This is a genomic window from Pseudoalteromonas luteoviolacea (genome assembly GCF_018100925.1).
GTDB lineage: Bacteria > Pseudomonadota > Gammaproteobacteria > Enterobacterales > Alteromonadaceae > Pseudoalteromonas > Pseudoalteromonas obscura.
Genome location: NZ_JAGJEH010000004.1, coordinates 286,367 through 300,356 on the forward strand (window position 1 = coordinate 286,367; position 13,990 = coordinate 300,356).

A 13,990-nucleotide genomic window follows, 5' to 3' on the forward strand; every position below is an offset into this window, starting at 1 on the left:
TACACAATTCGCCACTGAATTGACTTTTTTCGCCAACCTAACCAGATCCGATGAGTTTTATGGAAATAATAAAAATAGCCATTTCTTTATATGAGCAATTATTGATCACTAGCGTAACGCTACCTATAGAAATGCTCAAAGCTGGTGAAGCTTATGCAAAGCGACACAAAGGTCAAAACTTTAAGCCTCTAGCCATAGAGTGCTTAAGCGAGGACGGGAATAATATAACGACGAGTGTTGGTATCAATATGGCTGTTCATTCTGACTTTCAGTCATTAAATAGCTACGACTATATTATTGTGCCTAGTATCTGGAGAAACCCTAGACCCGTTGTTCGGCACAATCCGCAACTCGCTACAAACTTAGCCTTTGCATGGGAGCGTGGCGCCACCATTATTGGTGTTGGCACAGGCGTATGTTTTTTGGCCGAGTCAGGTATGTTAAATGGCCATTCAGCAACTACACATTGGCACTACGCCAACCAATTTATGAAAAGCTACCCTGCTGTCGAGTTAAAACCCGACTATTTCATAACCCAGTCTGATAGGTTGTACACTGTAGCCAGTCTCAACGCTTTGGCGGATGTTGTGGTGCATTTGATCGGGCAGTTTTATGGCAAAGACGCAGCCAATCACGTGCAACAAAATTTTTCCCATGAGATCAGAAAGCCCTATGAAGAGCAACGTTACTTAGAGGGTGCTGTCGATCGGCACAGTGACGAACAAATTGCCGCTATCCAGTTTTGGCTAAAGAACAATGCGAGCTCCGCCTTATCACTGGCAGAAGTTGCGCAGCAATTTGGTATAAGTTATCGAAGCTTCAACCGCCGATTTAAAGCTGCCACAGGTAAAACGGCCATTGCATACTTGCAAGAAGTTAGACTCCAACAGGCATGCGAGCTATTGGCCTCGAGTAACTTAAGCATTCAGGAAGTTGCCTTGACGGTTGGCTTTAACTCACAGAGCCAGCTATCTAGGGCTTTTAAAGAGCAAATGAACCAAACACCGAGCGCTTATCGAAAAATTGTCAGAAAAAAACTATTTTCTTAGCGCAACTCGAGACCAAGTTACATTGTGTTTATTTGGCATCTTGCTGGGCTGATCTTCTACATGGAACACAACTTCGAGCCCACACTCCTTCGCATACTTAAATAGTTCATTGCAACTGGTTGGAAAGATATGGGTGCCTTTTCCTGCCGGACCATTTCTCAAAGAAATAGCGCAAACGCCGCCAGGAGACAACAAATTAGACAATCTATCGATACAGCGCTTTCTTTGCGAATAGTTTAAATGATGCCAAACGCCATCCAGCAGAATAAAGTCAAATAGCACATCACGGGGTGTCAGCAGCTTCAAATCAGGTAAACTATCTTGCTGCCAGTTAATTTCTAACTCTGGAAACTGCAACTTAGCTGCTTCTAGAAAGGCGCCTAAGGGCTCTACAGCAACAACATCGTAGCCCATTTTAAACAGTGCCGCAGAGTTCTGTCCTACGCCGCACCCAGCATCGAGTACTCGTGCTGGAGCATCAGGTAAGAAAGGTAAAAACTCTTTGTTTATATACTCAAACTCAAGTGCGAAACTCACCTTTGCAAAGGCCAAAACATCTTTTTCGTATCCTTTTGTACCTGCAACCATGGTGTTAGCTCCTTATTCAACTATAGCGATGACGTATACAATGATGTGACGATATCACAGCGAAACTCAGTATCCCGCCCCGTTCGGAAAAAGTACTTCTTCAGTCACGGGCGCTTCGACAACCAGCGTCAAAACTAGATTTTTGAACGATAAAATGCCAGTACATGCGTAAAACTCTTCATTACTCAAGTCGTAAATTGCTTATCAACTATTGCAACGACATCTAACAACGATTCAACTTTGTTTGCGCTTAGCTTGCCTTTCTTTAATACAAAAATAAAAACTATAAACAATACCCATCAGGCAAAGCGAAGCAATCAAAGCCGCAGGAATGAAAATAAGTAACATACTCGCCTTATAGCCAACAACAGCAAGTACGCAGCAGATAACACCAACTATCAACTCGATTGAAATCAGCTCCCAATCCACTGTGTGGGTTCTTTTTATTGTTTTTGCCGCATAGTGATTGACTTTAAAACCCATTGAAAAAACTTCCATTAAAATGCTCATCATGGTGATGATTGTACCATATCAATCGTGAACTTAAGTTCGGCACATTAGAAGCTGCTTAACAATAAATGAAATCTGCTTTGACGTATAAAATCGACTATATAATCTCGTCGATATAAAAAAACTGTTTTGAGCCATTAAAATCGAATTCAACTTCATCGTCTAGCTGCTTACCCTTCAATACTTGCCCTAATGGAGATTGCAAGGTAAGTACTAATATCTGCGTATTCGAGATTGTGACTTTAAGACCACCTTCGGTCGGCCCGATAAAATACCAATATAAATCGCCTTCCTCGTCACTAAGCTTAACCAGTGCTCCCTCTACCACAGAGCTGATTTTGTCGGTCTTAAACACTGACTCAAATGCATTGATTGCAAAATGTGCCTGCTCAACACGTTCGCTTTGCCCTTCTGCCAAATAACCCGACTCAATGCTCAATGAGTCATACTGTGTTTCAGCAGCACTTTGCTCATGAATCGCATCCATTCGCGCACTATCCGCTGCGGCTTGGGCTTCATACAGTTTTTTTTCTAAAGCAAGCCTCAACGTTTCTACAACAACGACTTTTTTCACTCTACAACCACCAAATAAAAAAGGGCCATTGTGGCCCTTTATTTTGTTCATTCAAAACAATCAGAACAAGGATTCAAAGCTCCCATCAGGAAATAAAATCCCAGGGATGCCTCTGATTGTTCGTACATCTCCCACGAGTTTATCACCAAAATAGAACCCTCCGGTATACAATTTCTTCTTTTTCTTGATATCGACCCAGTAACCATCTCGACCACGTACAATTAGGTTGATATTCCCTACCAGGTTTGTAACTGTTACTTCACTCACGTGCCCACCTAAAATAAGTGAAACATCCGCGGATGTGAAATCGGATAACATATCAGGCTCGCCTGAGAGTTGGATCCTTAAATCCTTTCCACCGTTCAATGGCAGCTCCAATTGCGCACCAAAAACGAGATCCATATCAGAGCGCATCGCCAACGGCGAGCGCTCGTTAGCATAGAGTCTGATTGGCGTCACTTGATTTGGGGTTGTTAAAACACCATCAATTGATAAATATGGGATCACAGCTTTGATAGTGCGGACACTTAATCGCTTTCTCAAATAGTCGATTTCGATATCACCGGACAAAATCGAGCTCCCTTGAGTCAATTTTACATTGCCAGTAGCATCTGACACCCCTACAACTTCTTCTATGTTGTTCGGGTCAAAACGTCCTTCAGTTACAATTTCAAATTGATCAAAAACGAAGTCTAGCGCAATATCAGGTTTAGTTACCGATCCCTTACCAGACCCAACAATTTTATCACCCAATAATGGGCTGATCCGCCATTGAGGCACGGTAATATCCATATCAACCTCAAATCCACGCCTGACACCCGTTATGATCCACCGAAAACCGTTCTCTGTCTGATATTCGATGTTGAGTCCAGGTAACGAGTACTCACCAGCCACTGAGCCTTCAAAAGGAGACACATGCTTCACTACATCGCCGATGACTTCTAGCGAAGCTAAAAATGCATTTTGCGCATCCGAGTTTGCTAAGTCTTCAACTTCCTCAAGCTTCGATTTTATTTCCTCGCTATATTGCTCGTCTTGAAGACGCAAAACACCCAACGCATTTCTTACTTCAGTAAGTAATTCATTAGTATACGGCTTTATCTCAGTATGTAATTCTCTAGAAGAGTTTAGTCTAAGTAGCTCATTCACTTCTAAAAGTACCTTAGCTGAGGATACTCGATACACAGTGTTTGACTCTTCTGACAGTAATGTCTCCGATAAATACTGATTAGCCAATTGTTTGTATACTGATATCGCCTCGCTATTACCACTTACTCCCTCTGCAATTGCGTTTGAGAACAGCGAGGTATCTTTTTGACCCGTTGTATGCTGCTGCATTATATCTGCGTAGGTTAGTGCGTTTGCGACATACTCAGCTTTTTGCTCATTGAGTATGGTACTTTGCGTAATATGATAGTTTGGCGCTGCGGTTAAAGACCAAATAGCACTATCTAACTTAGCTGACACCAATGCACTTGAAAACGTAGAAAATAACAATTGATTGAGACCGGGCACAGGCAGCGCAATTGCCTCATAGCTAATTTCAGCATTAATTGGTTCGCCAAAATCAATTTCGTTATTACCGTTCAGATCATTTGGGTCATTTAACAATGAACGCCCGCAACCTTGTTCTCGAGGACAGGATACTTGGCTATTATCTGGCTCAAACTTAAAATGATATTGGCCATCAACTGGTAAGGTCAAAGAAAAGCGATTTAGCGATTCAACTTGATGACGTGTTTCAACATTACCTTTGAGGTTTTGTATTATCAATTCACCTTTTTGGCTAATAAAACTTGGCGCATAAAACCGCATATCAGCTTCAAAGCTCTCAGTTATATCATTGCCAAACCCTGGTTGAATATCAGAAACTTGTGGAACTTCATCGCTACTTCCACCACACCCTGTTAGACCAGTAATGAGTAGGCACAGTACACTTCTTTTTATCATAATTACCTCCTACAACACCAAACGGACAAACCAGTTAATGTTTGCATAGTGCGCATCATCTAAATCCAACTTGTCAGTTTTGACAGAAAAGCCGAAATACTCATTCGCAACGCCCAACTCTACAGCTTTGGAATTCGATTCATACCCTGAAAATACACGCCAACTATCATTAAAGTGATAATTCACGTTGCCTTGTACAAATGTGTCTTTATAAAATCGTCTTGTAAATACATCAAACGATACGCGACCATTTAAACGATAGGATACATCTAGATAATATCTGGCATCGTGTTCAAATGTATAATCGACTTCTCGATTAAACGCAGATGTCCGCAGGCGAATTGACGGTGAAGTAACAATGCTATCTCCTTCCTCTATAAATGGCACATCAGTTGTCACGCCATTGACATAGCCAACGCCTTCATACTTTGTTTCATTGACTAAATCGAGTGCTTTAAGTGACACATTCAAATCATCACTAATTTGCCAGTCAATTGATAAGTCGAAAGAATACCCTTTGCCTTCAGGGCTTTGTTCAGGCGTAAAAGATTTAAATAAAATGTCTTTAGAAAAGAAGTACTGTGTTTGTAGATCACCTTTTATTTCATCACTAAATACCGTGCCATCAACGCTTGCGTCTTGAAAGTGAGCACTCTGATAGTAGGTTATCTTGGGTGTGATAGTCAGGGAGTTATCAAATAAAGACACATCATAAGCAAGAAAAACCCCATGTGTGGTTGACTGTTTACCTTTTAGTAAATAGCGATAGTTTCTTCTTTCAAATGGCAGATCATTCTTTTCAAGATAGGTAAATAGCGCTGTGTCTGGATCAAACTCAAGCGCATAGTTATATCGGCTTTGAGCGCCCAAAGAAACCCCTTTATACTTAACTCCGAGCTCAAAAACATTGAATGTAAAAGCACTGTCGCCAGATTCAAGGGGTTTGTTAAACTCATCAAGAAATGATTTAACTGGTTGAGCTTCTGTATATATTTCGGAGTCAAAGTTATTAATTATTTCGAAGTCGTTGGCATATGAAGAAGTAGAAAAAAGCATCGCCAAGAGAAGAGCATTGGGTTTTGTCATAAATATTAAGTTAAAGGCGGTATAAACCGCCTTCCTTTTATTATTGTGAAGAATAAACTAGTTGGTATTTTGTCCTAGGAAGTCGATATCAGTATAATCAATGACTGAGCCATCGTTATAAGTCACTCTAAATCCATTGGTAATTTCAATCACGTCACCAACTTTCACAGGCGTTGTATCATTGTATAGTGTTACATCACCGAGTAATGGGCCATCAGTATCTACAAGGTCTACATTGAACACATAACCATTAAACTCATTTAGCATAATTTTAGCTAAACCGAGGTCATCATTATTGTCTTCGTTCTTAAGCTCGAAGTCAGCGGTGAACAGAAGACCCTCTGTCGTTCCTGAAACAACAATGCTTGCATGCTCAATTGCGTCATCAACAAAGAGTGGAATCGAGTTACCTGCGCTATCGGTCGAAGTGAGCTCTGAATATAAAGTACCGTCGAAACCGTATTGACCATCAACAAATTCAACAATGTTAAATGTCTGTGCTTTAGATGCATCAAAGTTTCTAGCATCTTCAATCGTAGTAATGCTGCCATCAACAAAAATCACAGAACATGAAGCATTTGGTTGTGCCACGACATCTAGCGCCCAACGTTCACACTCTGCTAAATCAGATGATTTAACTTGAACTGTTTGGCCTTCAGTCGATTTCAAAGTACCAGTCCACGTTAAAATAATTTTACTCGTTGCGCCCGAGTTAACCTGAGCATTTGCAAGAATGTGTTCTTCTCCTTGCGTATTCGTCAACTCAACTTCATAGGTCTCAGTGTTGTAACGATATGTCCATTCAGGGTAGTTAGGTGCCGTACCATTGTGTGAACCAGAATCAAGGTTTTGGTCCCAAATGTCTCTTACTACATCGTATACAACTTCACCTGCATTAAATACCGCATCAGCACCTTCTTTTGTCACAAATGCGATTGAAGTTAGTTTATCTGTACCTGACTTGCCTCTAGCAGTATCAACAGCTGAATTAATATTTGTTCTCAAAGCGCGGATACCTTGCTCACTCGCTTTAAAGTTATTAATGCCACTTGTCACATTCGTTTGAACTAGCGTCGCGTCAGCAAGTAACTGCTCAGCGCCTTCTTTTAACGCATCAGTAGCTACTGCCACATATTCATCGGCACGGGTTTTTGCAGTATTGACATCAGTTAAAAATCCATCGGTTAACGCATTTAATGTGTTGAACTTTTCAACTGCGTTTTCAGCTGTCGCCAATGCTGTTTCAAGCGCGGCCAAATCACTACCTGCAGCTGCAAATTGGCTAGTTGCTTCAGTAAATAGCGCTGACACCTCGGCATTGCTTGTATTGAAAGTCTGCTCGCTTGCTTGAGCCCTTTCTAGTGCCGCTTCAGCAAGTACTTTTGCGGCATTTGCAGCATCGTCAATGGCTGCAATCGCTTTTTCGCGCTCAGCGTTGGCGGCCGTGATTAGCGCAGCAACGTTTGTGTTAAGCGTGCCAGAGTTAGTTACAAGTGTTTGTGAATTTGTAACCGCTCCCTGTGCGTCTTGAGTCAATGATAGTAAGCCTTGTGCACTGGTTAAAAGCTGACCTGCTTGAGAAACCAACGCTGTTACATTTTGCTGTAGGTTCAGATTTGCAAGTGCTGCTACAAAATCGTCAGCCGCTTTTAGGTAAGCCTCTTTTTGTTCTTGAGATTCTGCCGCTTCACCCAGTGAAACAACCGTGCCCAGAACTGTATTTTGCTCTGTATATGACTGATTAAGTGTTGTAAATTGCTCTTGTGCCTGAGTCAGCGCAGTCTGCAATTCTGCTAAACTGTCATTGATCAAGCTGGTATCATCAGTGTCACACTCATCCCCTTGGCAGCCAAGGTCTTCAACGGCTTTCTTCGAATCTTCCGCCGCATCTTCAAGGGCATTTTCATCGGTAGCACCAGATTCAATCGCTTGGTCACGCGCATCTTTTGCTTTCTCAGCTAATTCATTTAACGCGTCTTCACCTAGTTCTGGAGCGACTTCCTTAAGTGCTTCTTTGATCGCTTCAACATCACCGCTGGCAATAGCAACAAACACCGTCGCTGTTTTATTTACTTCTTCTTGAAGTGTTGTTGCAAGCGCAGCTACCGCTTCATTATTACTGTCTTTAAGGCTTCCATCACCAACACCTTGCTTCAAAGTTGTAAGTACAGACTCCAAAGAAGAACCGTCATTTGCGCTAGAAGCAATATTTTGAATTGTCGATGCAACGTTAATAAGAGCCAATGTACCAGCATCAATAGTGTCTTCAGCGGTTACATTTGTAAAATCTACAGCACCGCCAAGAGAAATATCACCCGTTAATAAAACCGCATCTTTTGTCGCTTCAGGACCCATTAGCAATAGCAAAGTGTTTAAACTTGCATTCGCGACACTATCGGAATCGATCGCGCCACCATCTTCAGATACTTTTTGTAATAGTTCAGATGCGAGCGTTGTAAATATGGTTGCGTTAGCCGTGTATGCCTTAGTTGTGCCTTCTGCACCTCTTGCCTGACGATTAGCTTGAGCAGTGATCTCTTTTACGACGTTTAATGTCAAATCATCTTGATACCACTCATTAAAATCAACCTTTGAGTTTGAGTTTGTATCGTTTTCGTTTGCTTCGGCAAAGTCACCACACCCTAACAGCGCATCACATTTGATAAATCCACTGGTCTTAGTCGTTTTGATCGTAATATAAAGAGCACCACTAAATTGTTGATCAATATAGAATCCATATGTGCCGTCGTCTGCAGTAACAAGTGATGCGGGGCTATCACTGACTATCTGGCTTTTTGCTTGCGCAACAGCTTCAGCTTCAGACGCTGCAGTTGCTTTCTTTTCTACTGTTTCGAGGTTGCTTCTATAAGCAACGTCAACCAACTCGCCGTCTTTTAATTCTTTAACTACAAGCTCAGCACCTCTCAATGTACCTTTTACAGCTTTACCAGAAACAAAAACATTGAAGTCTACCGACGCAGTACCTTCAACATCAGCTGGTTGTACGGGATCAACTGGAACAACCGTGGTCGAGTCTTCACTCTCAAACAGGCTACAACCAGACAGGCCAAGTGAAAACGCAATTGAAGCGGAGATTGGGGTAAGGTAAATTTTTTTATTCACCACAGGAGGCCTCCTTAAATGCCTATAGATTTTTCTTTTATTTGTTTTAAGCGTAGTTGTTATAGAGTAATTCTCTAGTGCTCGGGCTATTTTTTTCAAAATTTCTTGTTAATTCATTTGTACTTAGCAAAAAAGCGCACGTTTATTTTTGCAATTCTTTGGCTAATGACCTCCAAAAAAAACAACAATTCAGAAACCACGAATATACACAAACTCCACATTGTTACGCATATGAAAACAAACTAACCAATAAAAATCAACAAAACAATACAGAGATCACAAGCACAAAACCAAAAAAAAACCTATTGATTAAGACAAAAGCCCTATATTTCGTGTGTTTAGAGTAACAAACCCAAAATAATATCTACCAATTGTTTCAATAACACTGCAGTGCAAGTTACAGTAAAATTACATTGTTAATGAAAGAAGGCAGTTTGAAGAATTGCAATATTAAGAAAGGTTGGGGTAAGAATAGTGTCAATTATTGACGATAAGAGAATAGGTATGCCGGCCCGTTTGAAGACAGTTTACTATTTTCAGTAAACACGATTTGCCATTTCATTTCTGTTAGATTACACGCTCCGAGCATTGCATCAGCTTTCCATCTCCCAGCTTCCACTTCACGGAAAAAAATGGGGATTTTTCCCATATACATAGACACACCCTCAATATGTGCACCTTTAACTTGCAAACCCGGCCGAGCTTCAATAAAGATCTCGAAAGGCTCCTCAGCCTTAAGTTGTGCATTTGACACCCAATACCTCACACCATTTCCCATTTGACACGGTTCAGATTGAATGCAATTTTTAGTTTTGACTGAACGTTCACTTTTTTCTGAACTTTCATGTATACTTATATATAGGTCTGAACAAGACGCAAGTAAATAAATTAAAAATACCAAAGCGAATGTTGAAAAATAGCGCATAATTTAAGCTGATAATTCGTCTTATACATATGCCTATGATACTACGCTTATCAAGATTTAGGAGCCACCTGAGGTTGAAATTAATCTCGGTTGGCTTGACCGTGGTCATGAAAACTAAGCGGTTTTTAACTACCTGCTGAAAACTTGATTGATGTCATGCTTTGGGGTGTTTTAGGTATCTTTTGTTTTGCAAAAAAATTATTATTTCCTTGCAAAAATAAGGGTTTCTCAGGCTTGCTTTGTCTTATTTAGCGTACGCAAAGCGGGACTGTTGAAATATAAAATATAGGGCCTGTTTTACAGGTTAATCATTTCTAAACGCATTAACTGCAGCGGAATCCAGAAAATGAGCCAAACAGTAGCATCACAAACTGAGTACAATTATAAGGTTGTACGCCAATTCGCTATTATGACAGTGATTTGGGGCATCGTTGGCATGGGTGTAGGTGTCTTTATCGCAGCGCAACTTGCTTGGCCTGCTTTAAACTTCGACATTCCATGGTTGACTTACTCTCGACTTCGTCCGTTACATACGAACGCTGTTATTTTCGCATTTGGTACAAGTGCATTATTCGCAACGTCTTACTATGTTGTGCAACGTACTTGCCAAACGCGTCTATTCTCCGACAAATTAGCCTCTTTTACATTTTGGGGCTGGCAAGCAATTATCGTTGCAGCCGCAATTACCCTCCCTCTAGGCATTACAAGTTCAAAAGAATATGCAGAGCTAGAGTGGCCTATTGATATCGCAATCGCGGTTGTTTGGGTAACCTATGCTGTTGTCTTTTTTGGCACGTTGATTAACCGTAAGGTATCTCATATATATGTTGCCAACTGGTTCTATGCAGGATTTATCATTACCGTTGCTGTTCTTCACATTGTTAACAGTATGGCCGTACCAGTGTCACTTACTAAATCGTATTCAATCTATGCTGGTGCTGTAGATGCCATGGTGCAATGGTGGTACGGGCACAACGCGGTAGGATTCTTACTCACTGCGGGCTTCTTAGGTATGATGTACTACTTCGTTCCAAAACAAGCTGGTCGCCCGGTTTACTCGTATAGATTGTCAGTTGTACACTTTTGGGCACTTGTTTCTCTGTATATTTGGGCAGGTCCTCATCACCTTCATTATACTGCGCTACCTGATTGGACTCAGTCTTTAGGTATGGTGATGTCTGTCATTCTATTTGTTCCTTCCTGGGGTGGTATGATTAACGGCATCATGACGCTATCAGGGGCATGGCACAAGCTTCGTACAGACCCAGTTTTACGCTTCCTTGTTGTATCTTTGTCTTTCTACGGCATGTCAACATTTGAAGGTCCAATGATGGCGATCAAATCAGTAAATGCGCTGTCACACTACACAGATTGGACTGTTGGTCACGTACATTCAGGTGCATTAGGCTGGGTCGCAATGATATCAATCGGCGCTATCTACCACTTGATCCCTGCTCTTTTTGGCCACGCAAATATGTATAGCGTTAAGCTTGTCAACACACACTTCTGGTTACACACAGTAGGCGTTGTTCTATACATTGTAGCCATGTGGATTTCAGGTGTAATGCAAGGCTTGATGTGGCGAGCAGTGAACTCAGACGGCACACTTATGTATAGTTTTGTGCAATCTTTAGAAGCATCATACCCATTCTATATCATGCGCTTCTTAGGTGGTGTGTTCATCGTAGTCGGCATGCTAGTAATGGCTTATAACGTATACCGTACTGTTACAGCAAAAAGTGGCTCATTGGCTACTGATGCAAACACACAAATGGCTTAAGAGGTATCGAATATGAGCAACAATAATTCGACAAACAAACACGAGATTGTAGAAAAAAATGTCGGCTTGATGGCGATTTTAACTGTGTTTGCAATTAGCTTTGGTGCATTGGTAGAAATAACGCCTCTAATGTTCCAAAAGGACACAACACAGCCTGTAGATGGTTTGCGTCCACTCACGGCTCTTGAAATGGAAGGTAGAGATATTTATGTGCGTGAAGGTTGTTACAACTGTCACTCACAAATGATCCGCCCATTTCGTGATGAAGTTGAGCGATATGGACACTACTCTGTTGCTGGTGAATCAGTTTGGGATCACCCTTTCCAATGGGGCTCCAAACGAACTGGCCCTGATTTAGCTCGTGTAGGTGGTCGCTATTCAGACGACTGGCACTATGCGCACTTAATCGACCCTCGCTCCGTAGTTCCTGAATCAAATATGCCAGGTTACCCTTGGCTAGAAGAGAACATACTGGATGGTAAATTAACCGCTAAGAAGCTTGAAGTCTTCAAAAACTTCGGTGTGCCATATACCGATGAAGATATTCAAGGTGCAAAAGCAGCTGTGGAAGGCAAGACCGAAATGGAAGCACTCATAGCTTATTTGCAACAACTTGGCACGCACTTGAAGTAATTTATTATGGATTACGGCACATACAGAGGCATTTTAACTCTGGTAATTTTAGTACTGTTCATTGTGATTGTTGTGTGGGCATACAGTAAGCGAACAAAGAGTCGATTTGACGACGCTGCGAAAGCCATTTTCGACGATGAAATAGAACACGACAACACAGTCTCAAAAGAGGAAAAGGAGTCTGAAAAATGACTAGCTTTTGGAGTATTTGGGTCATTGTATTGACCTTAGCATGTCTGGCTCTGATCTTTGGCCTACTAATTTGGAACCTGAAAAACTACACAGGTGTCGAAGAAGGTGCCAGTTGTGGTCACGAGTTTGACGGCATTGAAGAGCTTAACAATCCATTGCCAAAGTGGTGGACTTACATGTTCTTCGCAACGTTCGTTTGGTCTGTATATTACCTTGCGATGTACCCTGGATTGGGCAACTTCGTAGGTTTGTTAGGCTGGACAAGTTCTAACCAAGGGGTCACTTCCCTTGAAGAGTCTAAGCAAGCTATTTTGGAAGCAAAAGACAAAGGTCTCTGGGTTCAGCTCGACAAAGAGTTTGAAGCCGCAGATGAGCGCTTTGGTCCCATCTTTAAAGCATTTGCAGAGCAAGATGTATTAACACTAGCTAAAAACTCTGAAGCGCTTGAAATTGGCCAAAGACTCTACGCACAAAACTGCGCTCAGTGTCATGGATCAGATGCACGTGGTGGATTGGGTTTTCCCAACCTAACGGATAAAGACTGGCTTTATGGTGGCAACCCTGAGCAAATAAAAGAGACGCTTTTACAAGGTCGCGTTGCAGCGATGCCCGGTTGGGAAGCGGCGTTAGGAGAGCAAGGCGTAAAAGAAATGACCGCCTATGTTTTGAGCTTATCAGGTCGAAAGGTTAATCAAAAAGACGCCGATGCAGGTCAAAGTAAGTTTGCAATGTGTGCTGCTTGTCATGGTATGGATGGCAAAGGCTCTGTTGCTCACAACTTACCATTTGGTGCTCCAGACTTAACAGATAATATTTGGCTATATGGAGGCTCTCAAAGAGCCGTTGAAGAGTCCGTTCGTCATGGCCGCGCAGGTGTAATGCCAGCTTGGAAAGACATTTTAGGTGAGGATAAGGTTCACCTTCTAACAGCCTATGTTTACAGTTTGTCGCAAGACAAATAAACAGTTAGATGAAATAAGCAAGCTTCCGAATTTGGAGGCTTGCTCTTTAATATAAGAATAGAGCTTAGATATATAAATCTTGCGATAAAGTAGATACAACAACATTGTAAAGTAGTGAACAATTATGAATCCAACACCCTGGTATAAGAATTTTTGGCCTTGGTTTTTAATGTTTTTCCCGCTCGTTACCATCATCGCGTGCGTTATTTTAGTCACTGTTGCAGTGGGCAATGGACCTGATATGGTGGTGGATGATTATTATAAAAAAGGTAAAGCGATTAACCTTGAATTGAGTAAATTCGATAAAGCTAAAGCACTATATTTACACGGTGACCTCGTTGTTGAAAATGAGCGCGTGAGTTTTAATTTTACCAAGGGAGATCACAGCAAAGTTAACGCACTTAAAGTCTCCTTCTATCACCGAACAATAAAAGAATATGATTTTTCACTCACGCTGCTGGCAAATGCCAGTGGAGCCTTTACGGCACTGCTAGATGAGGCGCATCACGGTGCATTCACCGTCTTTATCGAACCAATGGACAGCAGTTGGAAAATGAAGGAAAACCTACAGTTACCGACTGACAAACCGATTTCAATTACACCTCAATACAAGTAAGT

The 13,990-nt window shown here is 41.6% G+C and carries 13 protein-coding genes; 6 read left to right on the forward strand and 7 right to left on the reverse strand.

All coding sequences use genetic code 11. The features are described 5' to 3' along the window. Nucleotides 1-59: 59 nt before the first annotated feature. Complete coding sequence (locus tag J8M00_RS10300; protein ID WP_247687317.1) at nucleotides 60-1,049, forward strand: GlxA family transcriptional regulator; 990 nt, start codon at nucleotides 60-62, stop codon at nucleotides 1,047-1,049. Here the strand turns inward: J8M00_RS10300 and J8M00_RS10305 are convergent. The 7 genes from J8M00_RS10305 to J8M00_RS10335 all read right to left on the reverse strand — a co-directional run bounded on the left by J8M00_RS10305 (nucleotide 1,038) and on the right by J8M00_RS10335 (nucleotide 9,646). After that, the gene (locus J8M00_RS10305; RefSeq protein ID WP_211010168.1) at nucleotides 1,038-1,637 is read right to left on the reverse strand and encodes a class I SAM-dependent methyltransferase; all 600 of its coding nucleotides are present in this window, start codon (nucleotides 1,635-1,637) and stop codon (nucleotides 1,038-1,040) included. The genes J8M00_RS10300 and J8M00_RS10305 overlap by 12 nt on opposite strands. A gap of 234 nt (nucleotides 1,638-1,871) precedes the next feature. Beyond that, nucleotides 1,872-2,135 carry a hypothetical protein gene (locus J8M00_RS10310; protein WP_023401649.1) on the reverse strand — a complete coding sequence of 88 codons (264 nt, stop codon included), beginning with the start codon at nucleotides 2,133-2,135 and terminating at the stop codon, nucleotides 1,872-1,874. Nucleotides 2,136-2,244: 109 nt separating this feature from the next. Beyond that, on the reverse strand, nucleotides 2,245-2,721 hold the full coding sequence (locus tag J8M00_RS10315) for a transcription elongation factor, GreA/GreB (protein ID WP_023401648.1): 477 nt from the start codon (nucleotides 2,719-2,721) through the stop codon (nucleotides 2,245-2,247). Between the two features lie 60 nt (nucleotides 2,722-2,781). Continuing rightward, the gene (locus tag J8M00_RS10320; RefSeq protein ID WP_211010169.1) at nucleotides 2,782-4,671 is read right to left on the reverse strand and encodes a hypothetical protein; all 1,890 of its coding nucleotides are present in this window, start codon (nucleotides 4,669-4,671) and stop codon (nucleotides 2,782-2,784) included. A 9-nt stretch (nucleotides 4,672-4,680) separates the two neighbouring features. Beyond that, nucleotides 4,681-5,757: a hypothetical protein gene (locus J8M00_RS10325; RefSeq protein WP_247687318.1), complete on the reverse strand. Its 1,077-nt coding sequence runs from the start codon at nucleotides 5,755-5,757 to the stop codon at nucleotides 4,681-4,683. A gap of 57 nt (nucleotides 5,758-5,814) precedes the next feature. Beyond that, complete coding sequence (locus tag J8M00_RS10330; RefSeq protein WP_211010170.1) at nucleotides 5,815-8,883, reverse strand: hypothetical protein; 3,069 nt, start codon at nucleotides 8,881-8,883, stop codon at nucleotides 5,815-5,817. Between the two features lie 478 nt (nucleotides 8,884-9,361). After that, entirely contained in the window at nucleotides 9,362-9,646 is a 285-nt protein-coding gene (locus tag J8M00_RS10335) for a hypothetical protein (RefSeq protein ID WP_211010171.1), read from the reverse strand. Between the two features lie 505 nt (nucleotides 9,647-10,151). Here J8M00_RS10335 and ccoN point away from each other — a divergent pair. The 5 genes from ccoN to J8M00_RS10360 all read left to right on the forward strand — a co-directional run bounded on the left by ccoN (nucleotide 10,152) and on the right by J8M00_RS10360 (nucleotide 13,988). Continuing rightward, the gene (ccoN, locus tag J8M00_RS10340; RefSeq protein WP_023401643.1) at nucleotides 10,152-11,585 is read left to right on the forward strand and encodes a cytochrome-c oxidase, cbb3-type subunit I; all 1,434 of its coding nucleotides are present in this window, start codon (nucleotides 10,152-10,154) and stop codon (nucleotides 11,583-11,585) included. 12 nt (nucleotides 11,586-11,597) lie between these two features. Then, on the forward strand, nucleotides 11,598-12,218 hold the full coding sequence (ccoO, locus tag J8M00_RS10345; protein ID WP_023401642.1) for a cytochrome-c oxidase, cbb3-type subunit II: 621 nt from the start codon (nucleotides 11,598-11,600) through the stop codon (nucleotides 12,216-12,218). Nucleotides 12,219-12,224: 6 nt separating this feature from the next. Then, a complete protein-coding gene (locus tag J8M00_RS10350) occupies nucleotides 12,225-12,410 on the forward strand; it encodes a cbb3-type cytochrome oxidase subunit 3 (protein WP_023401641.1) in 186 nt (61 codons plus the stop codon). Beyond that, a complete protein-coding gene (gene ccoP, locus J8M00_RS10355) occupies nucleotides 12,407-13,372 on the forward strand; it encodes a cytochrome-c oxidase, cbb3-type subunit III (protein WP_211010172.1) in 966 nt (321 codons plus the stop codon). Before J8M00_RS10350 ends, ccoP begins: the two co-directional genes overlap by 4 nt. 124 nt (nucleotides 13,373-13,496) lie before the next feature. Next, nucleotides 13,497-13,988 carry a FixH family protein gene (locus J8M00_RS10360; RefSeq protein ID WP_023401639.1) on the forward strand — a complete coding sequence of 164 codons (492 nt, stop codon included), beginning with the start codon at nucleotides 13,497-13,499 and terminating at the stop codon, nucleotides 13,986-13,988. The last annotated feature ends 2 nt before the right edge of the window (nucleotides 13,989-13,990 follow it).

Excerpts from the sequence above, each read along its gene's own strand:
- J8M00_RS10300 (WP_247687317.1), top strand. The coding sequence starts at position 60 with ATGGAAATAATAAAAATAGCCATTTCTTTATATGAGCAATTATTGATC.
- J8M00_RS10305 (WP_211010168.1), bottom strand. The coding sequence starts at position 1,637 with ATGGTTGCAGGTACAAAAGGATACGAAAAAGATGTTTTGGCCTTTGCA.
- J8M00_RS10310 (WP_023401649.1), bottom strand. The coding sequence starts at position 2,135 with ATGGAAGTTTTTTCAATGGGTTTTAAAGTCAATCACTATGCGGCAAAA.
- J8M00_RS10320 (WP_211010169.1), bottom strand. The coding sequence starts at position 4,671 with ATGATAAAAAGAAGTGTACTGTGCCTACTCATTACTGGTCTAACAGGG.
- J8M00_RS10325 (WP_247687318.1), bottom strand. The coding sequence starts at position 5,757 with ATGACAAAACCCAATGCTCTTCTCTTGGCGATGCTTTTTTCTACTTCT.
- ccoN (WP_023401643.1), top strand. The coding sequence starts at position 10,152 with ATGAGCCAAACAGTAGCATCACAAACTGAGTACAATTATAAGGTTGTA.
- ccoO (WP_023401642.1), top strand. The coding sequence starts at position 11,598 with ATGAGCAACAATAATTCGACAAACAAACACGAGATTGTAGAAAAAAAT.
- J8M00_RS10350 (WP_023401641.1), top strand. The coding sequence starts at position 12,225 with ATGGATTACGGCACATACAGAGGCATTTTAACTCTGGTAATTTTAGTA.
- ccoP (WP_211010172.1), top strand. The coding sequence starts at position 12,407 with ATGACTAGCTTTTGGAGTATTTGGGTCATTGTATTGACCTTAGCATGT.
- J8M00_RS10360 (WP_023401639.1), top strand. The coding sequence starts at position 13,497 with ATGAATCCAACACCCTGGTATAAGAATTTTTGGCCTTGGTTTTTAATG.